This is a genomic window from Psychrobacter sp. A3 (assembly GCF_028823565.1).
Classification (GTDB): domain Bacteria; phylum Pseudomonadota; class Gammaproteobacteria; order Pseudomonadales; family Moraxellaceae; genus Psychrobacter; species Psychrobacter celer.
This window is the reverse complement of record NZ_JAPEHS010000002.1, coordinates 1-26,062: the sequence shown is the minus strand read 5'-3', so window position 1 is coordinate 26,062 and position 26,062 is coordinate 1. Positions and strand designations below refer to the sequence as shown.

The window sequence follows — 26,062 nt, the reverse complement described above, 5'->3', positions numbered from 1 at the left end:
CATAAGCACTTAGCATGTGCTTTTAGGAAATTATGGGAAACGTGAGGTAAATCATTGCAGGCAGGCTTATTAAATAGGCTATAATTTAGCTAGGCTGTACCCTCATTCTATATGGTAGGGCCCAAGCGCCAATACTATATCCATTTTACCGTTTTATTTAACCAAAGGCCTTTTTATGACTCTTTCGTCCCATCGCTTTCACTCTGCTGCAGCATTAACATTAATGGCCTCTGCCCTAGCTGCCGTAACAGGTTGTCATAACGTGACGCCCGCGGCGAAGAGTTCTGCGAACAATGCTGTAGCGGTTCATTCAATTCCAGTGGATGTTATGAAAGACTATATTTCTGGTGATTATGCTTCTGCGGATTATGACAAACGCGCACAAGGCTATGACTGGGTTGGCGTGATGGTACGATCGGCGGGCAATGAGCAGATCGATATCAAGGTACGTGCACGTAGCGACATCAAAAAACCAACGTGTCAGTTTGACGGCACCGCCAGCTTAATGGGTCAAGACAAAGCACACGGTGTGATTTTTCAAACCAAGGTCAATGACAGCACGGCGTTTTTTCAGTTTAAAGATGGGATGTTGACCATTGATAGCCAAGATAAGTACGCGCTGAATTATTTTTGTTCGGGTGGCGCTTCACTCGTTGGCGACTATCAGAAGCTTGAGGGTGATTTAGCGCTCAATTAATAGCTTTAATTGCCTATTTTAGATAATAAAATGAGATAAGAAAAAAGGTGCCAGATTTATATTCTGCCACCTTTTTTTATGAGTGATGTTTATCAAAAAATCAATTTTGCTCTATACCGCAGATGCACCAGTTAACTTGACCTCAGCACGTTGGTCTTTTGCGATACCGGCATAGTAATTACGCAAAATCTCTAGCACTTCTGGACGGCTAAAGTTGTCGGGTACCTCCAGATCTTCTGATAGCGCCTTACGCAGTTTAGTGCCTGAGACTTTGACGTGCTCAGAGGCATCATGCGGGCAGGTCTTATCAGACGCCATGGCGCTACAAGCATTACACCAAAACGTCCAGCCAATTTTTAGCGGCTGGGTGATGAGATCGTCTTTGCCAACCTGTTCAAAAATGGTTTGTGCATCAAATGCACCGTAGTAATCGCCCACACCAGCATGGTCGCGACCAACGATCAGATGACTACAGCCATAGTTTTGGCGGAATAACGCATGTAATAAGGCTTCACGTGGACCAGCATAGCGCATATCTAATGGATAACCTGCTTGAATCACCGTGTCTTGTTTAAAGTAATTATCAATCAAGGTTTTGATGGCTTCTTGACGCACTTCTGCTGGAATATCACCTGGTTTTAGTGCGCCGAGCAATGAATGAATCATAACGCCATCGCAGATCTCAATTGCGATTTTGGCCAGATATTCATGTGAGCGGTGCATCGGGTTACGCGTTTGGAAAGCCGCCACAGTCTTCCAGTTTTTCTCTTCAAAGATTTGACGTGTTTGCGCGGGCGTTTTATAGATACCAGGATAACGCGTTGGGAACTCGCCCTCGCTCAGTACTTCTACGCTACCTGCAATATTGACATCATCTTGATCCAATACTTGCTGGACGCCTGGATGCTCTGGATCTGTGGTGGTAAATACTTGCTGACACTCGTGTTCTTTATCAATGGTATAGGTCTCTTCTACTGTCAAGATGCCCATAACTTCGCCATCTTGTGCGACCAATGCGACTTTGTCGCCTTGACTCAAACTATCCGCCGTCGCTTTTGGTGCAGACAAGGTGATCGGAATGGGCCAAAACAAACCTTTATTATCCCCACTTTGCAAGCGCATGTTATCAACCACGCCCTGCCAATTGGCTTTATTCATAAAACCATTTAGCGGCGTAAAACCACCAATACCGAACATGATCAGATCACCACGCTCGCGTGAGCTTAAGGTAATGGTTGGTAAGGTGCTGGCAAGCTCTAGTGCTTGCTCGCGTGCTTCGCCTTCTAACAAAAGTGGTTTAAGCTCGGCACTGCCATGTGGTGGAACCAGCTTTGATTGGGATTGAGTTTGGCTTTGGGTCTGGATCTGGGTCTGAGACATATCGTTATTAAAACCTCTTATTAGAAAGAATGGTTGGAAGAGATGAGCAAAAATACGAAAGTGATTAAATATACAAAACTGAGAAGAAAGCCGTCGATAGATAAGAAGTAGCGTACTAGTGATCAGGCGTTAAATTTGATAAGCATAGGCTACCTAACTTTCGTTATGAAAATTTATGCTGTGTTTGGATATGGATATGTCTGAAAGGAATTTATGTTTATAGATAGAAGCTTATATGATGTGACCCTGAATTGTTTAAATTGCGATTTGTGGTATAGGCTACCATGTACGAGCACAGACATCAGATTGCTTCCATCGCTGCTTTTAAGACCAAAAACAAAACTGAGATTACGTCATGTATCAATATAATTACGCTGACCAGACGTTAGTAGACGAACGAGTTGCCCAATTTCGCGACCAAACCGAGCGATTTTTGGCAGGTGAGCTGCCAGAAGAGCAGTATTTGCCACTGCGATTGCAAAACGGCTTGTATATCCAGCGTTATGCACCGATGCTCCGTATTGCCATTCCTTACGGCTTGCTTGCCAGCTATCAGCTACGCAAATTGGCTGAAATTACCCGTAAGTACGATAAAGGTTATGGGCACATGACCACCCGTACCAATATTCAGTTGAACTGGCCAAAACTAGAAGAAGTGCCAGACATTTTGGCTGAGCTTGCGACAGTACAGATGCATGCCATTCAAACCTCAGGCAACTGTATTCGTAACACCACAACCGATCCTTACGCGGGTATCCATAAGGAAGAAATCTCTGACCCACGCCCTTATTGTGAGATTATCCGTCAGTGGTCAACCTTTCATCCTGAGTTTGCCTTTTTACCGCGTAAATTTAAAATTGCAGTGATCGGTACCGAAGCGGATCGTGCGGCAACGCAAGTACATGATGTGGGTCTGCACGTCGTTACCAATGACGCAGGCGAGCTTGGCTTTGAAGTGATCGTTGGTGGTGGCTTAGGACGTACGCCTATTATTGGTAAAACGATTCGCAAATTCTTACCGCGCGAGCATTTGCTCAGCTACCTCGATGCCATTTTGCGCGTTTATAACCTGCACGGTCGCCGTGATAACAAGTACAAAGCCCGTATTAAAATTTTGGTTGATAGCTTAGGCGGCGATCAGTTTGCCAAACTGGTAGAAGCTGAGTGGGAGGCGCACACCAAAGACGGTCCGCTGACCTTGACGGATGACAATTTTGACACCGCTGCCAGTTACTTTAGCATGCCTGATTATCAGTCATTTGATGCGCTCGCAGTACAGTCTGAGCTACAACAACAACTAAACGCTGATAAAGACTTTGCCAATTGGTATAACCAGAATACTGTGGCACATAAGGTGGACGGTTACCGTGCGGTCGTGATTTCTTTAAAAGCCGGATTGGTGGACGGTCGTTATGTACCATCAGGTGACTTGAGTGATGCTCAAATGGATGCGCTTGCCGATTTGTCTGATCGTTATAGCTTTGGTGAATTGCGCGGTACATATCAGCAAAATCTGGTATTCGCTGATGTGCAAACCAAGGAGCTTTATGAATTGTGGCAGCAGCTATCAGATTTGCATTTAGCACGCGCCAATATCAACACCTTAACCGACATGATTGTCTGCCCAGGTTGGGATTATTGCTCACTGGCCAATGCGACTACGCATAATATTGCTGAGCAAATCGAAAAGCAGTTTGATGATTTAGATTACTTGTATGATCTTGGTGATATTCGCCTAAACATGTCAGGCTGCATGAATGCCTGCGCCCACCATCACACAGGTGATATCGGTATCTTGGGTGTGGACAAAAAAGGCGAGCACTGGTATCAGATTAGCCTTGGCGGTAACTCTAGCAATGACGCCAAATTGGGCAAAATCTTAGGAAAAGCGGTGCCAGCGGATGATGTGGCCAGCACCTTACAAACCATTTTAGATGTGTATCTCGATATACGCGGCACTAACGAACAAGATGTTGAGGGTTTTGGTGACGTGATTGACCGCGTTGGTATCGCCCCCTTTAAGGAGAAGGTCTATGGCTAATCATCATGTGCTCGATAGCCATGGCGCAGACATCAGTGGCGAAGATACTTGGCAAGCGCTAGTGACAGCGCAGCTGCCTGACGGTATCGCGTTATCAAACCTGACCTTACTTGAGCTGTTACACAAACAAGAAAAAGTTGATGTACTTGTCCCATTAGCAGATTTATTAAATGCTGATGGAAAACTGGCAAACGGTTTGCTCGCGCAAGTATTGGATATCCTAAAGCAGCACAGCAGCCGATTGGGTGTGTGGATCACATCCAATACCGATGCTGATGATCTGCCTGATGTAAAAGACTTTTTATTGACGCAAGACTTGATCGTCATTCATGTCCCAAGTTTTGTGGATGGTCGCGGTTTTAGTTTTGCACAGACCCTGCGTCAGCTTGGTTATGAAGGTGATATTCGCATGGCAGGCGCGTTTGGTCGTGATCAAATCGCTTATTTGCTGCGCGCTGGTGCTACTAGCTTTGTACTCAATGAGCATGATGCTAAATCTGATATTAGCCAAGCCTTCACTGCCCTAGCCAGTAGCTATGATGGTCGAGACGCTTCAGCATTACCGATGTTCTCAAAAACCTAAACTCGATATTAAAGAACCATTTTTATATTAACAATTATTAAGGAATGTATTATGAGCCAATTACACCCAAACCTAGATATCGACCAAGCAAACCAAGATTTGCAAGGTAAATCACCAGAAGAGATTGTAGCGTGGGCGCTGACGCAAGCCAAAAACCCAATCATCACCACCAACTTCCGTCCTTATGAGTCAGCGATCTTGCATTTGGTCGCCAAACAAAAACCTGATATCACCGTACTCTGGGTAGATTCAGGCTATAACACCGATGCGACCTATCAATTTGCCAACAAATTGATTCGTGATCTTGATCTCAATGTCGTGACGTATATCCCAAAACAAACCGCTGCACACCGTGATTCAACCATGAATGGTATCCCAGGCATTGACAACCCGCAACATGGCGAGTTCACTGAACAAGTGAAACTTGAGCCATTCCGCCGCGCCCTTGCTGAGCTAAAGCCTGACGTATGGTTTAACGCGATTCGTAAAGACCAAACTGAGTTCCGCCAAGGTCTTGATGTACTTAGCTTATCAAAAGACGGTGTATTGAAAGTAGCACCATTGTTTGAAAAAACCGATGCAGATTTGGATGTGTACTTAGATGAGCACAACTTGCCAAACGAGCATGACTACTTTGATCCAACTAAGGTAGAAGAAAGCCGTGAGTGTGGTCTGCATACGCAGTTGTAATCAAGCGTTACCGTCATTCATCGTTTAAAAAGCTCTGTTTAAAAGGCTCTTTTACTCTTGTAAGAGAGCCTTTTTGTCGCAAGCGCTCTTATCACTACTCCCTTCTCTATTCTACATTCCATCAAAAACTATAATAAATATGATGAAAACGACTATGCTAATGCCAATTCACTGCATGAGACGTAGCGCCTGATACCTCATAATGGAAGCATATTTTACGACATTGAATACATAATTGGTGATGCTATGAACACCTTTCCATTATTTTTTAAACTAGAAAATCGCAAGGTACTGATCGTGGGCGGTGGCGATGTGGCGCTGCGTAAGGCAGATTTGCTTAGCCGTGCTGAGGCTGCCATTACCATTCTAGCGCCAGATATCAGCACTGAGATACAAGCCTTGCTCTCAGACGATAAGCACGAGCTGATTTATAAAAACTATGATAAATTCTATATGACAGGTGCACGAGTCATCATTGCGGCGACTGATGATGAGGCGCTTAATCATCAAATTCACGCTGATGCCACCGCGCTCAACATCCCCGTCAATGTGGTTGATACCCCGCATTTATGTGACTTTATCTTCCCCGCTATCGTCGATCGTAATCCCATCGTCATCGGCATCTCATCGAATGGCAAAGCGCCGGTACTGGCACGTCTACTACGTGCACGTCTTGAAACCCTCATTCCGCAAGGTTATGGCAAGCTGGCCAAGCTGGCTGGTGAGTTTCGTAGCGAGGTAAAACGTAAAATACCAACCCTGACAGGCCGTCGGCAGTTTTGGGAACGTGCCTTTGAAGGTCAAGTCAGTCAACTGATGTTTGCCGGTAATGAGCGTGAGGCCACTGCCCAGCTAAAAGCAGATCTAGACAGCACAGTAGCTGCTCTTGAAAATAGCGCTAATCATAGTGTTGACCCTGATGTCCATAACCCTAGTAATAGCCCTGCTACGACGACTAGCCAGCATTCACAGAGCCACAGTACAGAATCACTATCAGCCTCTGCGCCTGTAGCAACAGATAAGTTGACAACTACTCAACATAACAATATTAATCAGGCTCAAGCAGCTGTCGGTGAAGTCTATATCGTCGGTGCAGGGCCTGGTGATCCAGAGCTTTTGACATTTAAGGCGCTACGTCTGATGCAGCAAGCAGACATCGTCTACTATGATGCCCTAGTTTCTCCGCAAGTATTAGACTTATGCCGCCGCGATGCCGATAAAGTGTTTGTCGGTAAAAAACGCAGTAACCATGCGGTCGCGCAATTAGGCATCAACGAGCTGCTCATCAATAGCGCCAAACAAGGCCGCCGTGTGGTACGTCTAAAAGGTGGCGATCCCTTTATCTTTGGGCGTGGCGGCGAAGAGATTGAAAGCTTGCGGGCGCATGAGGTTCCTTATCAAGTGGTACCAGGTATCACCGCTGCCAATGCCGCTGCCAGCTATGCTGGTATCCCCCTTACCCACCGTGATCATTCGCAGTCGGTGCGTTTTGTCACTGGGTTTTTAAAGGCGGGTGCGCCCAATGAGAAGTTTGAAAACTTACTTGATACCAATGAAACCGTGGTGTTTTATATGGGTCTGCATTCGCTGGCACGTTTGACGACAGGTTTGATAAACGCTGGCCGCTCGCCTGAGACGCCAATTGCCATCGTCTCCAATGCCAGCATGCCCAATCAGCAAGTATTAACTGGCACACTTGAGAGTATCGTGGCGCTGCAAGAACAAAACCGGCTGCCCACGCCCGCCTTACTTATCATGGGAGATGTGGTGGCGCTGCATGATGATTTGGCGTGGTACAACAAACACAATAAAGATACCGGCGATACAGAGACTAACTGGTTACGTGCAGGAAAAACTATCACGGACCAAGATGCAAAAAAGCCGATAGACCAGCAAGCCCATGCGCTCTCTATGATCGCTAATTTGGCAGCGCAGCAAGAAGAAGGTTTGGAGCAATTGGTGATTGGATAATGTTTGCTTGATTTCGAAAAGACTATAATGTAGCCCTGTCAATATGTTATTGGCAGGGCTTTTTATGCGTTTGCAACACAGCAAAGCCTAGCAATTCTTGCTAGAATGACAGCTTGCTTATAAACACCCTTCCGCTCAATGACACCCCCACTTGCCGATACCACGTTTGCGCCGCGCCTATGAAAAATTTAAAACCTTTAACTGTCTTACATACCTCCGATTGGCACTTAGGGCGCAGGCTCTATGGCCGTATGCGTTATGATGAGTTTGCAGCGTTTTTGGGTTGGCTTGAAACCACCATTAGCGAGCAACACGTCGATGTACTGATTGTCGCCGGTGACATTTTTGACACCATGACACCAAGCAACCGAGCGCAAGCGCTGTATTATGAGTTTTTGGGGCGAGTCTCACGCTCCTGTTGCCAGCATATCGTCATCGTCGCAGGCAATCATGACTCTCCGACGTTTTTGGATGCACCAAGTCATGTGCTTAAGTTTCTAAACGTCCATGTCATTGGCACCGCTTGCGAGGACTTAAACGATGAGGTCTTGGTATTAGATGACACAGACGGCGCCCCGCATTGCATCATCGCCGCTGTGCCCTATCTGCGCGATCGTGATGTGCGCAGTAGCAGCGCTGGCGAGTCGATGGACAGCAAAGACGCCAATGTCATCAAAGGCATTCGCGCCCATTATGATAACGTCGCCAGTATCGCCAAAGCCAAGCAAGCCCAATTAATAAAATCCCATCAGCGTCACATTCCGATAATCGCCACAGGTCATCTATTTGCAGCTGGCGGCACGACGACCGAAGATGACGGCGTACGTGAGCTTTATGTCGGTTCGCTTGGTAAGGTGTCTGCTGACATGTTTGACGATGGTTTTGATTATGTCGCCCTTGGGCATTTGCATGTCCCGCAGCGGGTCGGCGGCCGTGAGACCATTCGCTATTCAGGCTCGCCGATTGCCATGGGTTTTGGTGAGGCGCGCCAGCAAAAACAAGTGTTGCTCATACAGTTTGGCGCAGTAAAAAACGAGTTTAGTGATAAAAAACCAATGTCAAACAACACCGCTGCTCGTACCATTGCAAGCAATGTGCCTCAGATCACCCGTACAGTTGCCACAATTGAAACATCGGTAGAAAAAGCGGCTAAAAAAGTAGCCAATCAGACGAGTGGTTTTATGGATGATTTGTTTGGCTTTGATGATTCAGTAGACAATCAGGGCCGCGACAAAAGCAATGTAGACGAACACCATGTAAAGCAGGAAAGCAAGGTTGATAACCTCAATTCAAATGATATTGACTCAAAAATGACCTCTCCACCGCAGCGACTACATTTTGACAAATCATGTCAGATGCAGATCGCTTCCTTGCCTATTCCCACGTTTCAAAAACTGGCACAAGTCTCAGGTGATCTACAGTCTATCCAACAGACAATTGACAGCACTGCTCAGTCTTTAGATGACACGGAGTCTGTTTGGCTCGAAGTGATTTACACAGGTGACGAGCTGGTCAGTGATTTACGTGAGCATATCCAAGCGATGGTAGATGGCTTGCGGTGTGAGGTACTAAAAATAAAAAACACCCGCACTTATAATAAAGTGCTAAACCAGCAGCAAACCTCTGAGACACTACAAGACTTGGATGAGGAAGAGGTGTTTGAGCGCTGTCTGCTTCTGAACAAGGTCGCAGATAAACAAAAAAACGCCCTGCGAGAAGCCTATCAGCAAATCATATATAACTTGCGTCATGAAGACACTCAGGCGGAATAACGGCCGCTCATGTCAACTACTTTGATAATCACTCTATAGACCTATCTAAAAATAAGACCTGCTCATGCGACTGATTGAACTGCGACTAAAAAACCTCAACTCCCTAAAAGGCGAATGGCATATTGACTTTAGTGATCCTGCTTTTTTGAATGAAGGCATCTTTGCTATTACTGGGCAAACAGGCGCTGGCAAGACCACCATCTTAGATGCGATTTGTTTAGCACTCTATAGCCAAACACCACGATTGGGCGATATTACCGGCTCAACTAACGAGATCATGACCCAAGGTACGGGTGAATGCTCAGCAGAAGTCATCATCGAGATCGACTCTACACGTTATCAATGCTACTGGTACCAGCACCGCGCGCATAAAAAAGCCAAGGGTAACTTATTACCGATTAGACATGAGATCAGTGAGGTTAAAACTGGCAAGATTTTAGAAGAAAAAAAGTCCAAGACATCCGCCTATATCCAAGACCTTATCGGTATGGATTTTAATCAGTTCACCCGCTCCATCATGCTGGCTCAAGGCAGTTTTGCCGCATTTTTGAAGTCGGATATTGGTGATAGAGCAGCTATACTGGAAAAAATCACCGGCACTGCCATCTATGCCAAAATATCGCTCAATGTCCATGAAAGACACCGTACTGAAAAAGAAGCGCTTGGCAAACTACAGGCAGGCGTGAACAGTTTATCTTTACTGAGTCCTGAGGATGAAAAACGACTGGCAGCAGAGCTTGAGACGCTTAACCAGCAACAAAGTAAGCAGCGCCAACGCTTTAAAACCGTAAGTGAGCAACTGCAGTGGCTGGAGCAGGTTGAGCAGCTACAGCAGAGCCTTGCGAGTTATCAAAAAGGTTTTTCCGCAGCGCAGCATGCACAGATAGAATTTACTCCAGAGGCCAAGCGCTTGGAGCTGGCCAGTAAAGCTTTAGAAATTGACAGCCAGTTTCATAAGCTTGGCTATAGCCGAGAGACGGTCAATCGGCTTAGCAGTGAACAACATCAATTACTCAGTAATATTCCATCTCAGCAAGCAGTGCTTGCACAAGTTACGACCCATTTAAACGATATCACTACCATTGAAAAACAAGCAACAGATAATCTGCAAACTACTCTGCCTGTTATTTCAAAAACACGCGAATTGGATGCTGAGATAAAACAGCAACTTCACTCTTTGGCAAACGACAAGCAACGTAAAGACGACTTAGTCAATAATACGAAACGATTACATCAAGAAATAGCCAGACACAGCCAAACAGAGCAAGAGACGAAGACTCAGCTTGGCAGTCTAGAAAAGTATTTTGATGACTATAAAGAGCTAAACGACCTCGATACAGACATGGCGACCTTTGATAGCAGCTGTGGCCGATTAAAGACGCTGCTAAAAGATAATGTCGGCTTGACTACGGATAAACTTGCGTATGACCATCGAGCCGGCCAGCTACAAGCTGATTTCGATAAGCTGTCTAAGCAACAAGATTCAGATCGTTTATTAATAACCAAGCAACGCGAGCAACTTGCCAGCGTACAACAGCAGCAAGCGGCACTTATCGAAAAACAATCGCTTGCGAGTATGCGTCATGAGCAAGAGCAAGTCGACCAAATCAACACTCAGATTGCACAAGCCAGCTATAAGTTACAGCAGCTGTCCGATCTTGCTCACCAAATCGAAAATACCAAACGTTTACTACCGACGCTCAATGAAGAGTTAACGGCCTTAGAAGGACTCATTGCTGATCATCGATCAGACATTCAAGAAGCCAAACTCAACCGGCAAGAAAAGCAAGAGCATCTGAGTCTACTACAAAAGGTCGCTAAGCTTGAAGACTACATAGCAGATCTTGAAAATGGATCGCCCTGCCCGCTTTGCGGCGCCACTGAGCATCCTTATGGTAAGCATCATCCATTATTAGACCACAGTCACCAGGATACCAGCCAACACCAACCCTCTAAGACGCAACAAACACAGCAGCAAATAGCGGAACTAGAGACCGTTATTGATAACCTTGAACAAGCTTTATCAAAACACAATATCGAATATGCCACCAAAAAACAGACGCTAAATAACCAGCAACAACAACTGGCGCCACTACAGCAGCAAGCCGAAACCTTACATAGTGATGTTCAGGCTTACCTTTCCTCGCTATTTGAGGCTAAAAACAATCACTCTGAAGCAATCGCAGCAATTATCGACCCACTTACACAGATAAACGATAACATTGATGCGGCTACTGCGAACCTAGAGCCTAGCTTATCCTTATTAGATACCGCCAAACACGATCTAACTGAACATAAACAGTCTCTTAAAACCATAGTAATCGAATATGACAATTTAACTGAAACTGCTGCACAGCTCAGTACGACTATTGAAGCTGATGAAAAAAAGCAACAAGTGGTCAGTCATGATATTAACAACCTGACAACTGACATTAAGCTTAACTCACAAAAAATTGTTGGGATAAAAGATAAGATCACTGCTAATTTCTCAGAATTAACGCCTCTGCTGAGCACCATTTCAGCCCTGGTAAATAAGTATCCCATGAACCAACATAAAGCATACTTAACCACAGCGCTCAATACGGCAGACTTATCTGACGCACTTACGCAGTTGGGTCATAGTTTTGATAAGCAAACCGTAATAGACAGCGCAGAATGTGACCATCATATTGAAAAACTGCGGCAACAGCGCAGCGCTTTAAGTCAGTTAAAACAACAATTCAATGAGCAAAAAAACAGCCAACAGCAGCTGACCAACACCTTAAGCAGCTTGACTGCGCAGATTGAAACCAAGCAAGCACAGCTGCACAGTGATGAAACAACGCTCAACGAGCTAGAGCGCTTAATTGCTCATAAGGTCAAGACTATCGAACAATCAAAACAAGATAGAACAGAGGTTTTTGCAGATAAAGATACAGATGATGAAGAAAATAAATTACGCAATGCTGTCGATGCTGCTAAAGATAAGCAAAGAGTAGCGCAAAGGCAGCTAGATACCGTACAACAGGCATTAGAACAATTAAAGAGTAGAGAGCAGCAGCTAGCAACAGAGCTACAGTCGGCGACGACCACGCTGAGCACTCAGCAAAGTATCTTTACAGACTTACTCACAGCGTCCGATTTTGTCGATGAAGCCGCTTTTGTCAAAGCCCGCTTGCCCAAAGAGGAGCGTGACGCCCTACATAGACGTAAAGTAGCGATTGATACTGCGCTGCATCAAGCTCAGCTGCAGCTGGACAGTACGCAGCAAGCACTGACGCAAAGTCTTGCTGCGCCTATGACGAATGCAAGCCGAGAGCTCCTTGCTGAGCAATATCAGCAGATACAAACAGACATCGACGAGTTAAATCAAAAAATTGGTGCCATTGATCAAAAGCTTAAAGACAACGAGCAGCAAAAAAATACACAAGCGGCGCAGCTGATCGCCATTGATGAGCAAAGACAAAAGCTACAAGTATGGCAGCAGCTGCATATGTTAATTGGCTCGGCTGATGGCAAAAAGTATCGTACCTTTGCCCAAGGCCTAACGTTTGAAGTCATGATTGGCCATGCCAATACGCAATTGCAAAAAATGAGTGACCGTTATTTGCTGATTCACGACGACAGCAACCCACTTGAGCTGAATGTCATTGACAACTATCAAGGCGGTGAGGTTCGTAGCACCAAAAACCTCTCCGGCGGTGAAGGCTTTATCATCAGCCTAGCACTGGCACTTGGGCTGTCGCAAATGGCCAGTCATAATATCCGTGTCGATTCGTTATTTTTGGATGAAGGTTTTGGTACGCTTGATGAAGACTCACTTGATATCGCACTCGACACTTTAACCAATTTGCAGCAAGAAGGTAAATTGATCGGAATCATCTCCCACGTACAGGCGTTAAAAGATCGTATCTTGACGCAAATCAAGGTCGAAAAACTCTCAGGCGGCTTTAGCCAAATCACTGGTCAAGGCTGTCGCCGAGTTGTAAAAACAACCGCCGAAAAAGACTCATAGGCTACTCTATAGGTATAAGCAGGCAGGTAAGATTGGGTTTGAGAGTAGTAACGCTGATCATTGATCTTGAGTGAACTCAACTAAGTTCAACCAATAAAAAGCCACCGCTGATTATCAGCGGTGGCTTTTAAAAGAATGCTAAAGGATAGCAGCGACTGCTGTGTCCATCCTTTACCAAATTGCCTATTTTGTCACCAAACTACTCAACTCGCTCATCAGCACGGACAATGTCGATAAACCAATCTCACCATCGATGGCGTCAAGCTTATCCATTTCAGCCTCAGTCGCTGCCAATTGATCTAGATGACGCGAGCGCCATTCACTAAAAGCTTGCTTGGCATCTGGTTTTGAGAGTATCGCGTCCATCAGCATACGCAAGCTGCGTGACAGCTCATTGACTAACGCATGACGCGCGCGGCGATCCCAATAGTCTTGCTGTGGTAAGGTGGCGATATTATCCATCATCCAATCGAGCTGCAAGACATGATACGCCTCAAAGTACAATGTGGCGATTTCATCGACAGGGCGATCATATTGCTCAGCGAGCAATGCTGCATCTAGCGCATCCACGTGATATGGCAACATCGCAAACATCGTCGCATCATTTTCGGCCAAATCTTCTTGCATCAAGCTTGTGGCATCTTCTTGCAAATACTCGGAAAATTGCTGCTCAATAAACCCGCCAGATTTGGTCAGTTTTTCCACACTGTCGCTAAATCGGCCAATCATATCAGCGACTTGTAAGTCCTGACCAAAGGCATTGATAAACCAGACCACGCCATGCTCTAGTGCATCACGCAGACGCAGCTCTAGATTTAATAGCAACGTGGCGTCCACTTGATTGTCTAACACTTCAAGCGTTTTCCATGCTTTGGAGATATTAAAGACATCACGGCTGATGGCGTAACCGCGCACGATGGTTTCCAGTGATTGCCCCGTCTCTTCATACAGGCGGAACAGCGCCTCGATACCCAACCGGTTGACCACACTATTGGTCAGGTAGGTGCTGATGATCTCACGGTGCAAGCGGTGCTGGGTCATCTCATCAAAGAAACGCGTCGCCAGCTCATCAGGGAAGTATTTGCGTAGCTCATTGATAAAATATGGCTCATCTGGCAAATCAGACAATAGCAGGTTGTCATATACCCACATTTTTCCATACGCTAAGACGACTGCCAGCTCAGGATTGGTAAGGCCTACCCCAGCTCTTTGGCGTTTAACAATCTCTTCATCCGATGGTAAATACTCAATAGCGCGGTCCAAACGGCCTTCGCCCTCTAGCATTTGAATAAACCGCTGATGATCACTTAAGTTGGCGGCTGCACGGATATGACTGAGCTCAATCGCCTGTGGCTGTAGGTAGTTTTGGCGCAGTACCAGCTCGGCCACGGTATCCGTCATGGACTCTAGCAGCTCATTACGCTGCTTTAAGGTCATATCACCTTGCTCAACGACTTTGCCAAGCAATATTTTGATATTGACTTCATGGTCTGAGCAGTTGACCCCGCCTGAGTTGTCAATCGCATCGGTGTAGATGCGGCCGCCCGTCTGTGCGTACTCGATACGCCCTTGCTGGGTAAAGCCTAAGTTGCCGCCCTCACCGACCACCGCCGTGCGCAGCTCACCACCATTGACCCGAACAGCATCATTGGCGCGGTCGCCGACATCGGCGTGTGTTTCGTTTTCACTTTTGACATAGGTACCGATACCGCCATTCCAGATTAGATCGACAGGTGACTTTAGTAATGCGCTGATCAGCTCATTGGGCGCCAAGCTATCTTCGCTGATATCAAACAGCGCTTTCATCTCAGCACTGATAGGGATGCTCTTATCGGTACGCGAAAACACGCCGCCACCTTGGCTAATAAGCGATTTGTCATAATCATCCCACGTCGAGCGCGGCATCTCAAACAAGCGCTCACGCTCTGCAAACGACGTCGCAGTGTCTGGGTTGGGGTCGATAAAGATATGCAAATGGTTAAAGGCGGCGACCAGCTTGGTATGAGTGGATCTGAGCATGCCGTTACCGAATACATCACCGCTCATATCACCGATACCGACCACAGTAAAGTCATCGCGGTTTTGGATATCCATGCCGCGCATACGGAAGTGACGCTTGACCGACTCCCAGCCGCCGCGGGCGGTGATACCCATGGCTTTGTGATCATACCCAACCGAGCCACCAGAGGCAAAGGCATCATCGAGCCAAAAGTTATACTCGCTTGCTATGCTGTTTGCAATATCAGAAAAACTTGCTGTGCCTTTGTCAGCGGCGACGACCAAGTACGGATCATCTTCGTCATGACGCACGGTGTTGGCTGGCGGGACGATCTGTCCATCGACGATATTGTCGGTGACATCAAGCATACCGCGCAGGAATGTCTGATAGCAGGCAATCCCTTCTGCTTGGAAGGCATCGCGGCCATCAGCCATGGTTTTGGTTTTGACGATAAAACCACCTTTGGAGCCGACAGGAACGATCACCGCGTTTTTGACCATCTGCGCTTTGACCAAGCCGAGTACTTCAGTACGAAAATCTTCCATACGATCTGACCAGCGCAGACCGCCGCGTGCCACTTTACCGCCGCGCAGATGCACCGCTTCTACGCGCGGCGAATAGACAAATATTTCAAACATGGGCTTGGGTTTGGGCAGATTGGGGATATCGGCTGCCAAAAACTTAAACGACAAGCGATCTTTACGCTGACCCTCGCTATCGGTTTGATAAAAGTTGGTACGTACCATGGCTTTGATGAGATCCAAATACCAACGCAAAATACGGTCTTCATCGAGGCTATCGACATCCGCCAACGCTGATAAGATCTGCTCTTCGATTTCAGCGGTTTTTTTGGTACGACTCTCATCATCATGCTTGGGGTTCATGCGCGCATCAAACAGGCTACCGAGTGCCACACTGATATCACTGTTTTTGACCACCGTTTGCTGGATATAGGTACTAGAGAACGGCGCACGAGCTTGTACCATATAGCGTGATAAGGCGCGCAGCACCACCACATCAAAGGTATCTAGCTTGGTCGTGAGCACCAGCTCGTTAAACGAGTCACTCTCGACCAGCCCTGCCCAAATCTGCTTAAGGCTGTCCTCAAACTGACCACGCACCACTTGCATATTGACCGCATCCACGTGTTCGAGCATAAGCTCATACTCTTGCATCCAGATGGGCTGCTCTGGCAAGTCAAACTCATATGTCTGCGCCGATATCACCGACACCCCAAAGTTCTCAAGGATAGGCAGTACTTTTGATAAGATAACTGGCTGCTCGCGGCCGTAGAGCTTTAAGTGTAGCTGATTACTAGCGTCGCCTGTTGATTGGTATAGGTGCCAAATCATCGGCTGCTCATCACTCAAGCCCGCCAAGCGTTTGATGTCCTCCACACCAGTGCGCGCATCAAAACGCTCTTGATACGCAGCTGGGATATGGCTCATAAAACGGCGGTTTAAGGCATTGGCCTGCTGCTCGCCGACATTATCTAGCAGCATTTTTTGGTAATTGTCGCTCCAAGATTGCATCAGCGCTGAGAGCTTTTCTTCAAGCGCGGCGGTATTGACCTCTTTTACTTGACCTGGCACGGTGCGCACATGGACGTGTACGCGGGCATGGGCCGATTCGTTGAATTCCGTGGTAAAACCAGATGATGTGCCGCCATAAGCTTCTTTTAGGACGTTTTGCACCTTGATACGCAGCTCAGTGTTGAACTTATCGCGCGGGATATAGACCAAACAGGAGACAAAGCGCTGATAATGATCGACGCGGCTAAATAAGCGCAGGCTTTTTTTGTCTTGTAGCTGACTGATGCCAGAGACGATAGGATAGAGCTCTTCTACGCTGGCTTGAAACAGATCATCGCGAGGCAAGGTGTTGATGACATGCATCATTTTGTGATGGGCGTGACCATCGCGCGGTAGATCCGCCATTGCCATGATTTTATTGGCTTTTTCGCGCAGTAGCGGTATTTGCTGCACAGTGAGCTGATAGGCTTGTGAGGTCAGTAGCCCAATAAAGCGATATTCACCGACCAGCTTGCCGCTGTCGTCGAACTTATGAATACCCAAAAAGTCCATATAAACAGGGCGATGTACAGGCGAGACTCGGCTTGATTTGGACAGCATCAAGACGCGCGGCTCGGTCAGTAGCTGCTTTAGGACGTTGGGCAGTTGGCTAAAGCTTTCTGATAGCTTGTCTTCCTCCGCGCCGCGCAGTAGCCCAAGGCCACTATTGCCGATCGCAAACAAATCTAAGTCCGCAGGCTTATCATGAGAATTAACGTTTTCCTTATTATCGACACTATCTACCTCGATGGCTTGCCCGCCCTCCAGACGATACTCGCGGTAGCCCAAAAAGATAAAATGATCGTCCAATATCCATTCTAAAAAAACACCTCCGGCAAGGGCTTGCAAGCCAGCTCATTTTTGACTTCCATCAACTGCGCACGCATTTGTTTCCAGTCGCCAACGACTGTATCGAGTGTGTCGATTTTATTTAGTAGCATTTTCTGGAGGGCGGCCAAGTCTTCACTGTCCTGATAGGCGATTTCGCAATGAATCATCGATAGGTGCGAGGTGGCGCTTTCATGCGCGTTATGAATGTGAGTGAGATTACCCTCAGCGTCGCGCTCAACATTGATAATGATGTTGTACGTGCGATGAACATCGATACCTTCGGACTCTAGACTCATCAAAATCGTATCGACCAAAAACGGGCGATCATAGGCGACGATTTGAATGACGGTATGTGAGCTATGAAAATGCTGCTCTTCGGCCTTTGGGTTGAGCACCGACAATTGCGGCTTGCTGCCATCATAAGCCTTGAGCAAAGTAAAGTGATGAAGTGCCATACCAGCTAAGTCAGCATTGCTGATAGCCTTCGCCGTCTCTTGATAGAGCGGCTGATAATAGCTATGAATAAAGCGATCGAATGACGATTTATCCTTTTGTACATAACTGGTGGCGATATCGCTTATCTGGCTGATTCGCTCTTCGGCGATATTCAGAGAGTTTGGCATGTCCTTTGTCCTTTTTTATATATGTAACATACTGATATTTATTTGAGTTTATTAATCTGTGCTATTTTGCTGTCCATAACGCTATCGTTTTTCATGTCTGGTTTGTGTGGATTTTCTCTTTTTGATGCATCTGTTAAAAAACATATAGCCGGTCAGACTTAACACCGTTAATCTATGGCAGTTTAACGCACCTCAGGCGTCAGCTAAAGCGTACAACATCATTTCATGAATCAGCGCGATGTCGATAACCTTTACTAATGAAACCGTCAGGGGTTTTAGACTCAGATGGTGCAATATAGGCTGGCGGGCGGATACTCATGGCAATCGCTGCGCTTTTTTTGTTAGAATACGGCAGTATATTTAACAGTGCGTCAATGGTTCACATTTCTTGCTGAATACGGCGAATACTAAAGGCAATAATACTAAGGGCAAAATGTATGATGAATATTTTGGTGATTGGTTCAGGTGGCCGCGAGCATGCGCTGGCATGGCAATGTGCAAAAGATGACACTGTCAAAAATGTCTATGTCGCACCAGGTAATGCAGGTACTGCTCTAGAGCCCAAATGCCAAAATGTCATATTAAATGACACCGATGGCGAGCACAGCGGTGTGATTGAGTTTTGTCAAGCCAACGCCATCGACATGGTCATCGTTGGGCCTGAGGCACGGCTGGTCTCAGGCATCGTCGATGCTTGCCGCGATGCTGGTATCAAAGCGTGGGGGCCGACGGCATATTGCGCGCAGCTAGAAGGCTCAAAAACCTTTGCCAAAGAATTTATGGCGCAAAACAACATCCCGACTGCCGTCTATCAAGGCTTTACCGATGCCGCTGCTGCCAAAGCTTATATCGATGAGCAAGGCGCACCGATTGTTATTAAAGCAGACGGTCTGGCCGCAGGCAAAGGCGTTATCGTAGCAGAGACGATCGAACAAGCCTACGAAGCCATCGATGATATGCTGGCGGGCAACAAGTTTGGCGATGCTGGCAGCCGCGTGGTCATTGAGCAGTTTTTGCAGGGCGAAGAAGCCAGCTTTATTTGTATGATTGATGGTGACAACATCTTGCCTATGGCGACTAGCCAAGATCACAAACGCGCCTATGAAGGTGACACAGGCCCCAACACTGGCGGCATGGGCGCATATTCTCCTGCCCCCGTCGTCACCCAAGCGGTGCATGAAAAAGTGATGGCAAAAGTGATTCAGCCTGTGGTTGATGCTATGAAAGCTGCAGGTCATCCTTATACCGGATTTTTATATGCAGGTCTGATGATTGATAAATCAGGCGACCCTTATGTTATCGAGTTCAACTGCCGTTTTGGTGATCCAGAAACTCAGCCAATCTTGATGCGCCTGCAGTCATCAATGGTCGACTTGGTCGCGCAAGGGCTGGCAGGTCAGCTGCCGAGTGCTGCCAAATGGGACGCGCGCCCTGCCCTTGGTATCGTCATTGCCTCTAAAGGCTATCCTGAAAGCTCATCGAAAGGCGATGTCATTGCAGGCTTGCCAAAGCTTGATACCGACAATGCCAACTCAGTCAAAGTATTCCATGCTGGCACCGCGTTTTCTGACGCAGAGGCGCAAGATCAAAACGCCAATCATCAAAAAGAAGTCGTGACCAACGGTGGTCGCGTCCTATGCGTGACTGCCTTGGCAGATAGCATTTCGGACGCGCAACAAGCGGCGTTGGCAGTGACTGGTGCGATTAGTTTTGATGGGGCGCAGTATCGCCGTGATATTGGTCATCATGCTATCGCTCGAGAAAACAGCCGCTCATAAAATGGCGATAAATACAGGCCAACTTTAGCCTACCCCATTTACTGTTTTAGCTTATTATCGTAACTCTGATCAGATCTAGTGTCATGCTAGATCTGATTTTCTTTATGCTGCATCTGTGATGACTAGCTTCATGCACTGAGCTTACAAAGTAACTGCTATCAGAGTGCATCGCTTTATCAACCCAAGGCAGTTTCTATGATACAATTTTGTACCGACCATCGCATGTCCCTTGTATTGTAGGTTTTATGCCCGCAAATCAATAGCAACCGGATGAATGATTATATTTATGGCACACGATACGTCTAAACCCTCTAGTACCAAGCATTCTATCGATAACCTAAAAACCTCAGGGTTTGAGCGACGGATGTCGATTGCCAAAACCTCCTTAAATATTGGGCGTCGTTGGGCGGGCAACAGCGTGTCTGGTATGTTTTTAAATAAAGAAGCACGCACCGCACGCAACCAAGCCTTTATGGAGACACAAGCAAACTATCTTGCTACCGAGCTTGGCAAACTAAAAGGCTCCGTGGTCAAAATCGGTCAGATGCTCGCAATATATGGTGAGCACATACTGCCTCCCGAGATTACCCGTGCGCTGCAAACGCTCAATGATGATAGTGAGCACATACTGCCTCCCGAGATTACCCGTGCGCTGCAAACGCTCAATGATGATACCGCCACGCTATCATGGCCAACGATTGAGCAAACGCTTCATACATTGTTGGGCGATAAAATAAGCGAGCTGACGATTGATCCGACCCCTATCGGTACAGCGTCTTTGGCTCAAGTACATCGTGCCACCGTTATTGCCACAGGTGAGCAAGTCGTGCTAAAAGTCCAGTATCCAGGCGTCGCGGATGCCATCAACTCAGACTTGGCTTTGTTTAAACAGTTATTGAAGGTTAGTAACATCGTGCCGCAAACGCGAGCGCTTGATGCTTGGTTTGAGGAGATACGCGACCTACTCCATCATGAGGTAGATTACGAAGCAGAAGCGGCCACGACAGAGCGTTTTTATGAGCGTCTAAAAGATGATCCACGTTATATCGTACCCAAAATCAATCGCACGTATTCTAAAAAACGTCTACTGTGCATGTCCTACGAGCCAGGTATCACAGTGGTTTCTACATCGCTGCAACAGTTGTCGCATCAGCGCCGTAACGCCATTGGTCAAGCCGCTATCGAAATCATGATGAAAGAGATTTTTGTTTGGGGCGAGATGCAGACAGATCCTAACTTTGGCAACTATCTGGTACGCGTTAGTGAAAACGAAGACGATATCGACAAATTGGTGTTATTAGATTTTGGCGCGATACGTCAGTTTGACAACCATCTTTTGACCATCGCCCATGGTTTACTAAAAGCTGGCTATCACCATGATCATCAGGCCATGATGCGAGCCATGACAGGTTATGACTTCTTTGATAGTATGAGTCAAAAGGTCAGATCTGATATTGCTGCCCTATTCTTATTGGCCACCGAACCCTTTAGCAATCCTGCGACCAACCCTGATATTCCAGCGGAATGTCTAGATGCTGACAACCGCTATATCTGGGCAAATAGTAAGCTGCATTCTCGCCTCTCATCAAAGGCTAGCCGTGCTATGCAGTCTTTTGAATTTAATTTACCGCCAAAAGAGTTTATGTTTATCAGTCGTAAGTTTATTGGTGCCTATACATTTTTGACAGTATTAGATGCTTATACTGATTCTGATAAATTGGTAAAGCCTTATTTATAATTTTAGTGATTTTTTGCTTAAGTTTATGCGTTATTTTTTTGACCGCCTTCTTTTAGAGGCGGTTTTATTTTTTTAATTTTATTTGCTTAGGCTATTTTATATGGTTTATTTAGCCTTGTAGGTTTATGCAAGCTTTTCCCTCTATTTTTACTTAGGCTATTTATTCTTAACTTTTATGAGTACTTAGATTCGCTTGCCATCGATCAAATCTGGTATTGTAGCCGGCAGGCTTACGCATACAGAGTTCCCAGCATATCTCACCGCGCGCCAGATACTTCACTTCGAAGTGGGTACGCTGGCTATCTTGTAGTACCTTGTAGCGCTCATTGGGTAAGCACCATACTTTCGTCGCCTGCTGCTCAGCATTATCCATATAGCTCTCAATATTTGTGGCCAATATGATCTCTCCACCTACCTGCAAACGTGATAATAAAAACTCAAAAAACGGCATGTTTAACCACTGCTGATTGGGGTTATGCTGCTCAGGATTGGGGTATAGAATAAAGATCTTGGCGATACTATTCGGCTCTATCGCATGGACAATCCAGGCGATCGCATCAGCATGTATCGCATCTAGGTTCGGCAGCGCTTGGCGCTCGGCCAGTTTTGCAAAAGCATAGAATTTGTTGCGCGTACGCTCAATGGCAATCAAGTGCTGGTCTGGGTGCTCGGCGGCAAAGCTGAGCGCATGCTTGCCCTTCCCCGCTCCAATCTCTAAGAGTAAGGGCGCAGGGGTTGTCGTTTGTTGTATGATTGGAGGAATACAAAAACTGCGCGGTGCTGAGAGCTTGTTTGGTTGAAAGGCACGCTGCTGTCGATGCGTAAGCTCGATATGTTCGGTCATCTACTATCCTTAAAGCATTTGTCTTTTGCCATTATTCGGCCACATGCTATTATATAGTCAATCCGCGACAATAGTAATATAACGCTGGCAAGTCATGCTTCCCACCTCCCTGTTTTGGGAATGTCTTCTTATCAAAAAATCGATAAAACTGAGATAGATAACCATCAAACAAATAGCACTGATACCTTCATGCTATCTGGTCTGGCAAATATTTAGACGTTTTTTACTATTTGTTGTTTACTCGGCAGACTGAGGGCGCATGTTGGTAGCATTAGATTGGCCTCAATCAGCTGATGACTGACCCATACGCTTGCCAAGCTGATAATCATAAATTTAAGGATGTATGCATACCGACTATGACCCACTCAACCTCCAACCCAGCCAATTCAAGTAATCCAAGTGAGCCTCCCAAGACTTATCCTTGCCCTCGCTGCGGCACGCAGACCGCTTGGCAAGACAATAAGTACAAGCCATTTTGTAGCAGTCGATGCAAACTGATCGACCTAGGCGCTTGGGCAAACGAAGAATACACCTTACCTGCAGAAACCACGCCTTTTTCTGACGAACTCTAACACTTACTTTTTTACTCACTTATCATCTTAAGGATGTTTACTATGTCTGCAACTTACCTGATGCCCACTTATAACCGTCAACCAATCAGCTTTACTCGTGGTTCAGGCAGTTGGCTGTATACCAAAGACGATACCCCGTATTTAGATGCGCTAACGGGCATTGCCGTTTGTGGCCTAGGGCACTGCCATCCACAAGTGACAGACGCCATTCAGCAGCAAGCCGCGACTTTGGTTCATACCAGCAACTTATTTGGTATCGATTGGCAAGAGCGCGCTGGAGAAGCGCTATGCACCGCCGCGCAGATGGACAGTGTGTTTTTTGCCAATAGCGGTGCTGAAGCAAACGAAGCCGCTTTAAAGCTTGCACGCTTATACGCCAACCAGCAAGGCTTTACCCGTCCAAAAGTCATCGTCATGGAACAGTCGTTTCATGGCCGCACATTGCTATCGTTGTCAGCCACCGCTAACCCAAAAGCTCGCGAAGGATTTTACACTTTAGATGAGGATTTTATCCGTGTGCCCTTCGGCGATATTGAAGCCATCAAACAAGCCGCGCAAAAACACGATGAGATTTGCGCTATCTTGGTAGAGCCTATTCAAGGAGAAGGTGGTCTAAATACCGCCGCAAATGGCTTTGGTTATTTAGAAGCACTACAGGCTGAATGTGACGCTCACAACTGGCTGTTTATGCTCGATGAAGTACAAACCGGTAATGGCCGTACTGGCAAATACTTCGCTTATCAGCACAGCAATGCCCGCCCTGATGTTTTGACAACGGCAAAAGGCTTGGGAAATGGCTTTCCTGTAGGTGCTTGTATGGTACGTGGCCGTGCCAATGGGCTGTTTGGCGCGGGCAGCCATGGCTCAACTTATGGCGGTACGCCGCTGGCAAGTCGTGTGGTGCATAGTGTTTATGATGTACTCGCCAATACTGACATCATGAATAATGCCGTCACCGAAGGGCAATTCATCCGTGAGACGCTAGTCAATGCACTAGGACAGTATGGCGTCAGTGCGCGAGGCGCAGGTATGATGATCGGTATCGTACTACCTGAGGACATGGACTGTACTCAGCTGGTGGATCGTGCACGCGATGAGCAAAAGCTTATCATCAACGTCACCGGTGGCCACGTGATACGCTTATTGCCGCCACTAAATATGAGACGTGATGAGAGTGCACAGGTCGCTGATCATTTGATTGAGCTATTAAAGACCTCATGGTAAAGCGATAAAGTAATTGACTGTGACATGTAAAAAAGAGCCTATAGATAATCGAAACCTATAGGCTCTTTTTTATGCTAAAGCCATCATCGCACTGATGATGCATCGCGCTTTATTTAGTTGGCATGAAAATACTTCTTTAATACTTCAAGGCAACGGGTTATTTTTGCAGGCTGCTGTTCGCGATTTAAAGTAACGGCATATAGCACAAAGCTTGGCAGCTGATAACCGGTCAATACCTCTACCAACTCGCCGCTCTCTAGCTCTTTTTTAACATCCATCTCCAGCATTCGCACCAGACCGTGGCCTTCTTTGGCCAATGTCGTCGCCATAAAGACGTTATTGGTATAGATACGAGAGTTCATTTTTATGCGGGATTTTTTGCCCGTTTCTGTCTGAACCAGATCAATTTGATTGGCGTCTTTCATGATTTCGATACAGATCAGCTGGTGATCATTGAGGTCTTTTGGGCTTTGTATTTTGGCATGCTGACGCAAATACTGCGGTGAGGCAACCAGCAACTGGCGTACATCAGTCAATGGATGGCTACTCAGGCTCGAGTCATTGATGGTTGGACTCATACGAACCGCAATATCAATGCGCTCGTCGATCATGTCGATATAATGGTTGTCTGCCAAATAGGTGATGCTCAAGTCATCGTGGGCGGCCATCCACGTCGAGAGCGCAGGCAAAATATGATTGACGCCCAGCTCAGGGGTAGTCGCCACTCGCAAGCTACCAGCAAGCTCATCTCGCAATTGATTGACTTTGATGCGCCCTTGCTCGGCCGCGCTGACCACATCTTTTGCCGCTTCATAAAAACTCTCGCCTGCCTCTGTTAAGCTAAGCTTTCGAGTAGATCGGTGCAATAACACCACACCCAGCTCGTTTTCTAATGAGCGGATTTGCTGACTGACTGCACTGGTTGTAATACCAAGCTCACGGGCTGAGCCACTAAAGGAGCCATGTTCAACCACACTGGCGAACACAGCCATACCGCGTAAATTATCCAACATATTCTCACCTAACCTGCATTTGGTTTTTTAATATAACTTAACTATTATAACGAATTTTACTTTGTCTTACAGTGATTAAATACCATCCTTTTTTATCTAAAATGACGCATCACTCTTGATAAAAACAAAAATATCAAGGTGATAGCAATCATCGCCTTGATATTTTTGGATAGCAATTGTGTTTAGTAGCCATATAGACTGTTAATCGATTTTAATATAAAAAAATTTGACTGTTTAGTATAGCTGAACCTTACCCATTTTACCTTCGCCGCGCTCGAGTAGGTACTGCATCACAGGGGTGTTACGCAATTTGGTTTCTGCCAGTGACTTTGCTTGCACCATACGCTTTTGTTGACGGCGCTCTGGGGTTTTGTCTTCAGACTGCATGATACTGCTGTCGATTTTTAGGTCGATCTCGGCTTGCTCAAACTGCTGCTGCAGTTTTGCCGCTAAGTGTTGAAAGGTGGCTTGTAAATAGCGGCTGTCCACACTGGTCACAAAGGTCGATTTGCCATTACACAGCCCAGTCATCATGCCCTGACGCGCCAATGCTAGCTCGTCTTGCGCCAAGTTCTCAGCCTCGCGAGCGGTCTGTAGCCAATAATCCCATTTGTCTGGCGTCCACTCGCCAGTCAGCTCCTGTGGCGGGCAACGCAATAACGTGCGAGGATCATCCACTGTCATAGTCAATTGAGAATCATTTCCGTCAGGCTCTGCAATCGGTTCAGGCTCTGCAATCGG

The 26,062-nt window shown here is 46.6% G+C and carries 16 protein-coding genes and 1 pseudogene; 11 read left to right on the top strand and 6 right to left on the bottom strand.

The window, feature by feature from the left end; genetic code table 11:
• Positions 1–175 precede the first annotated feature (175 nt).
• The gene (locus NK638_RS00725) at positions 176–697 is read left to right on the top strand and encodes a hypothetical protein (RefSeq protein WP_274631527.1); all 522 of its coding nucleotides are present in this window, start codon (positions 176–178) and stop codon (positions 695–697) included.
• Between the two features lie 111 nt (positions 698–808).
• Here the strand turns inward: NK638_RS00725 and sat are convergent, their stop codons facing one another.
• Positions 809–2,077, bottom strand: a complete 1,269-nt coding sequence (gene sat / locus NK638_RS00720) for a sulfate adenylyltransferase (RefSeq protein WP_274631526.1) — start codon at positions 2,075–2,077, stop codon at positions 809–811.
• Positions 2,078–2,432: 355 nt separating this feature from the next.
• On the opposite strand from sat, the gene NK638_RS00715 reads away from it, so the two are divergent.
• The 6 genes from NK638_RS00715 to NK638_RS00690 all read left to right on the top strand — a co-directional run bounded on the left by NK638_RS00715 (position 2,433) and on the right by NK638_RS00690 (position 13,128).
• Complete coding sequence (locus NK638_RS00715) at positions 2,433–4,118, top strand: nitrite/sulfite reductase (protein WP_274631525.1); 1,686 nt, start codon at positions 2,433–2,435, stop codon at positions 4,116–4,118.
• Complete coding sequence (locus tag NK638_RS00710) at positions 4,111–4,701, top strand: DUF934 domain-containing protein (RefSeq protein ID WP_274631524.1); 591 nt, start codon at positions 4,111–4,113, stop codon at positions 4,699–4,701. The genes NK638_RS00715 and NK638_RS00710 overlap by 8 nt, the downstream gene beginning before the upstream one ends.
• A 51-nt stretch (positions 4,702–4,752) precedes the next feature.
• Positions 4,753–5,391, top strand: a complete 639-nt coding sequence (locus tag NK638_RS00705; protein WP_274631523.1) for a phosphoadenosine phosphosulfate reductase domain-containing protein — start codon at positions 4,753–4,755, stop codon at positions 5,389–5,391.
• A 246-nt stretch (positions 5,392–5,637) separates the two neighbouring features.
• The gene (gene cobA / locus NK638_RS00700; RefSeq protein ID WP_274631522.1) at positions 5,638–7,362 is read left to right on the top strand and encodes a uroporphyrinogen-III C-methyltransferase; all 1,725 of its coding nucleotides are present in this window, start codon (positions 5,638–5,640) and stop codon (positions 7,360–7,362) included.
• Positions 7,363–7,541: 179 nt separating this feature from the next.
• Positions 7,542–9,134 carry an exonuclease SbcCD subunit D C-terminal domain-containing protein gene (locus NK638_RS00695; protein WP_274631521.1) on the top strand — a complete coding sequence of 531 codons (1,593 nt, stop codon included), beginning with the start codon at positions 7,542–7,544 and terminating at the stop codon, positions 9,132–9,134.
• 64 nt (positions 9,135–9,198) lie between these two features.
• The gene (locus NK638_RS00690) at positions 9,199–13,128 is read left to right on the top strand and encodes an AAA family ATPase (RefSeq protein WP_274631520.1); all 3,930 of its coding nucleotides are present in this window, start codon (positions 9,199–9,201) and stop codon (positions 13,126–13,128) included.
• A gap of 183 nt (positions 13,129–13,311) precedes the next feature.
• Here NK638_RS00690 and NK638_RS00685 read toward each other — a convergent pair whose 3' ends face one another.
• Both NK638_RS00685 and NK638_RS00680 read right to left on the bottom strand, forming a co-directional pair.
• The gene (locus NK638_RS00685) at positions 13,312–17,547 is read right to left on the bottom strand and encodes an NAD-glutamate dehydrogenase (protein WP_274631519.1); all 4,236 of its coding nucleotides are present in this window, start codon (positions 17,545–17,547) and stop codon (positions 13,312–13,314) included.
• Positions 17,517–18,152: an NAD-glutamate dehydrogenase domain-containing protein gene (locus NK638_RS00680; protein ID WP_274631518.1), complete on the bottom strand. Its 636-nt coding sequence runs from the start codon at positions 18,150–18,152 to the stop codon at positions 17,517–17,519. Before NK638_RS00680 ends, NK638_RS00685 begins: the two co-directional genes overlap by 31 nt.
• A gap of 440 nt (positions 18,153–18,592) precedes the next feature.
• Between NK638_RS00680 and purD the strand changes: the two genes are divergently transcribed.
• Complete coding sequence (gene purD / locus NK638_RS00675) at positions 18,593–19,930, top strand: phosphoribosylamine--glycine ligase (protein WP_274631578.1); 1,338 nt, start codon at positions 18,593–18,595, stop codon at positions 19,928–19,930.
• Positions 19,931–20,216: 286 nt separating this feature from the next.
• Positions 20,217–21,668: an ABC1 kinase family protein gene (locus NK638_RS00670; RefSeq protein WP_274631517.1), complete on the top strand. Its 1,452-nt coding sequence runs from the start codon at positions 20,217–20,219 to the stop codon at positions 21,666–21,668.
• Positions 21,669–21,834: 166 nt separating this feature from the next.
• Here NK638_RS00670 and NK638_RS00665 read toward each other — a convergent pair whose 3' ends face one another.
• Positions 21,835–22,512, bottom strand: coding sequence for a DUF938 domain-containing protein (locus tag NK638_RS00665; RefSeq protein WP_274631516.1), 678 nt, complete (start codon positions 22,510–22,512; stop codon positions 21,835–21,837).
• A 356-nt stretch (positions 22,513–22,868) separates the two neighbouring features.
• Here NK638_RS00665 and NK638_RS00660 point away from each other — a divergent pair, with 356 nt between their 5' ends.
• Complete coding sequence (locus tag NK638_RS00660) at positions 22,869–23,084, top strand: DNA gyrase inhibitor YacG (RefSeq protein WP_274631515.1); 216 nt, start codon at positions 22,869–22,871, stop codon at positions 23,082–23,084.
• Positions 23,085–23,126: 42 nt separating this feature from the next.
• Positions 23,127–24,308 (top strand): aspartate aminotransferase family protein, encoded by a 1,182-nt coding sequence (locus NK638_RS00655; protein ID WP_274631514.1) that lies wholly within the window; start codon positions 23,127–23,129, stop codon positions 24,306–24,308.
• Positions 24,309–24,421: 113 nt separating this feature from the next.
• On the opposite strand, the gene NK638_RS00650 is transcribed toward NK638_RS00655, so the two are convergent.
• Complete coding sequence (locus NK638_RS00650) at positions 24,422–25,321, bottom strand: LysR family transcriptional regulator (RefSeq protein ID WP_201586692.1); 900 nt, start codon at positions 25,319–25,321, stop codon at positions 24,422–24,424.
• A 234-nt stretch (positions 25,322–25,555) separates the two neighbouring features.
• A pseudogene (locus NK638_RS00645) lies at positions 25,556–26,062 on the bottom strand (DNA polymerase III subunit gamma/tau); the annotation flags it as partial.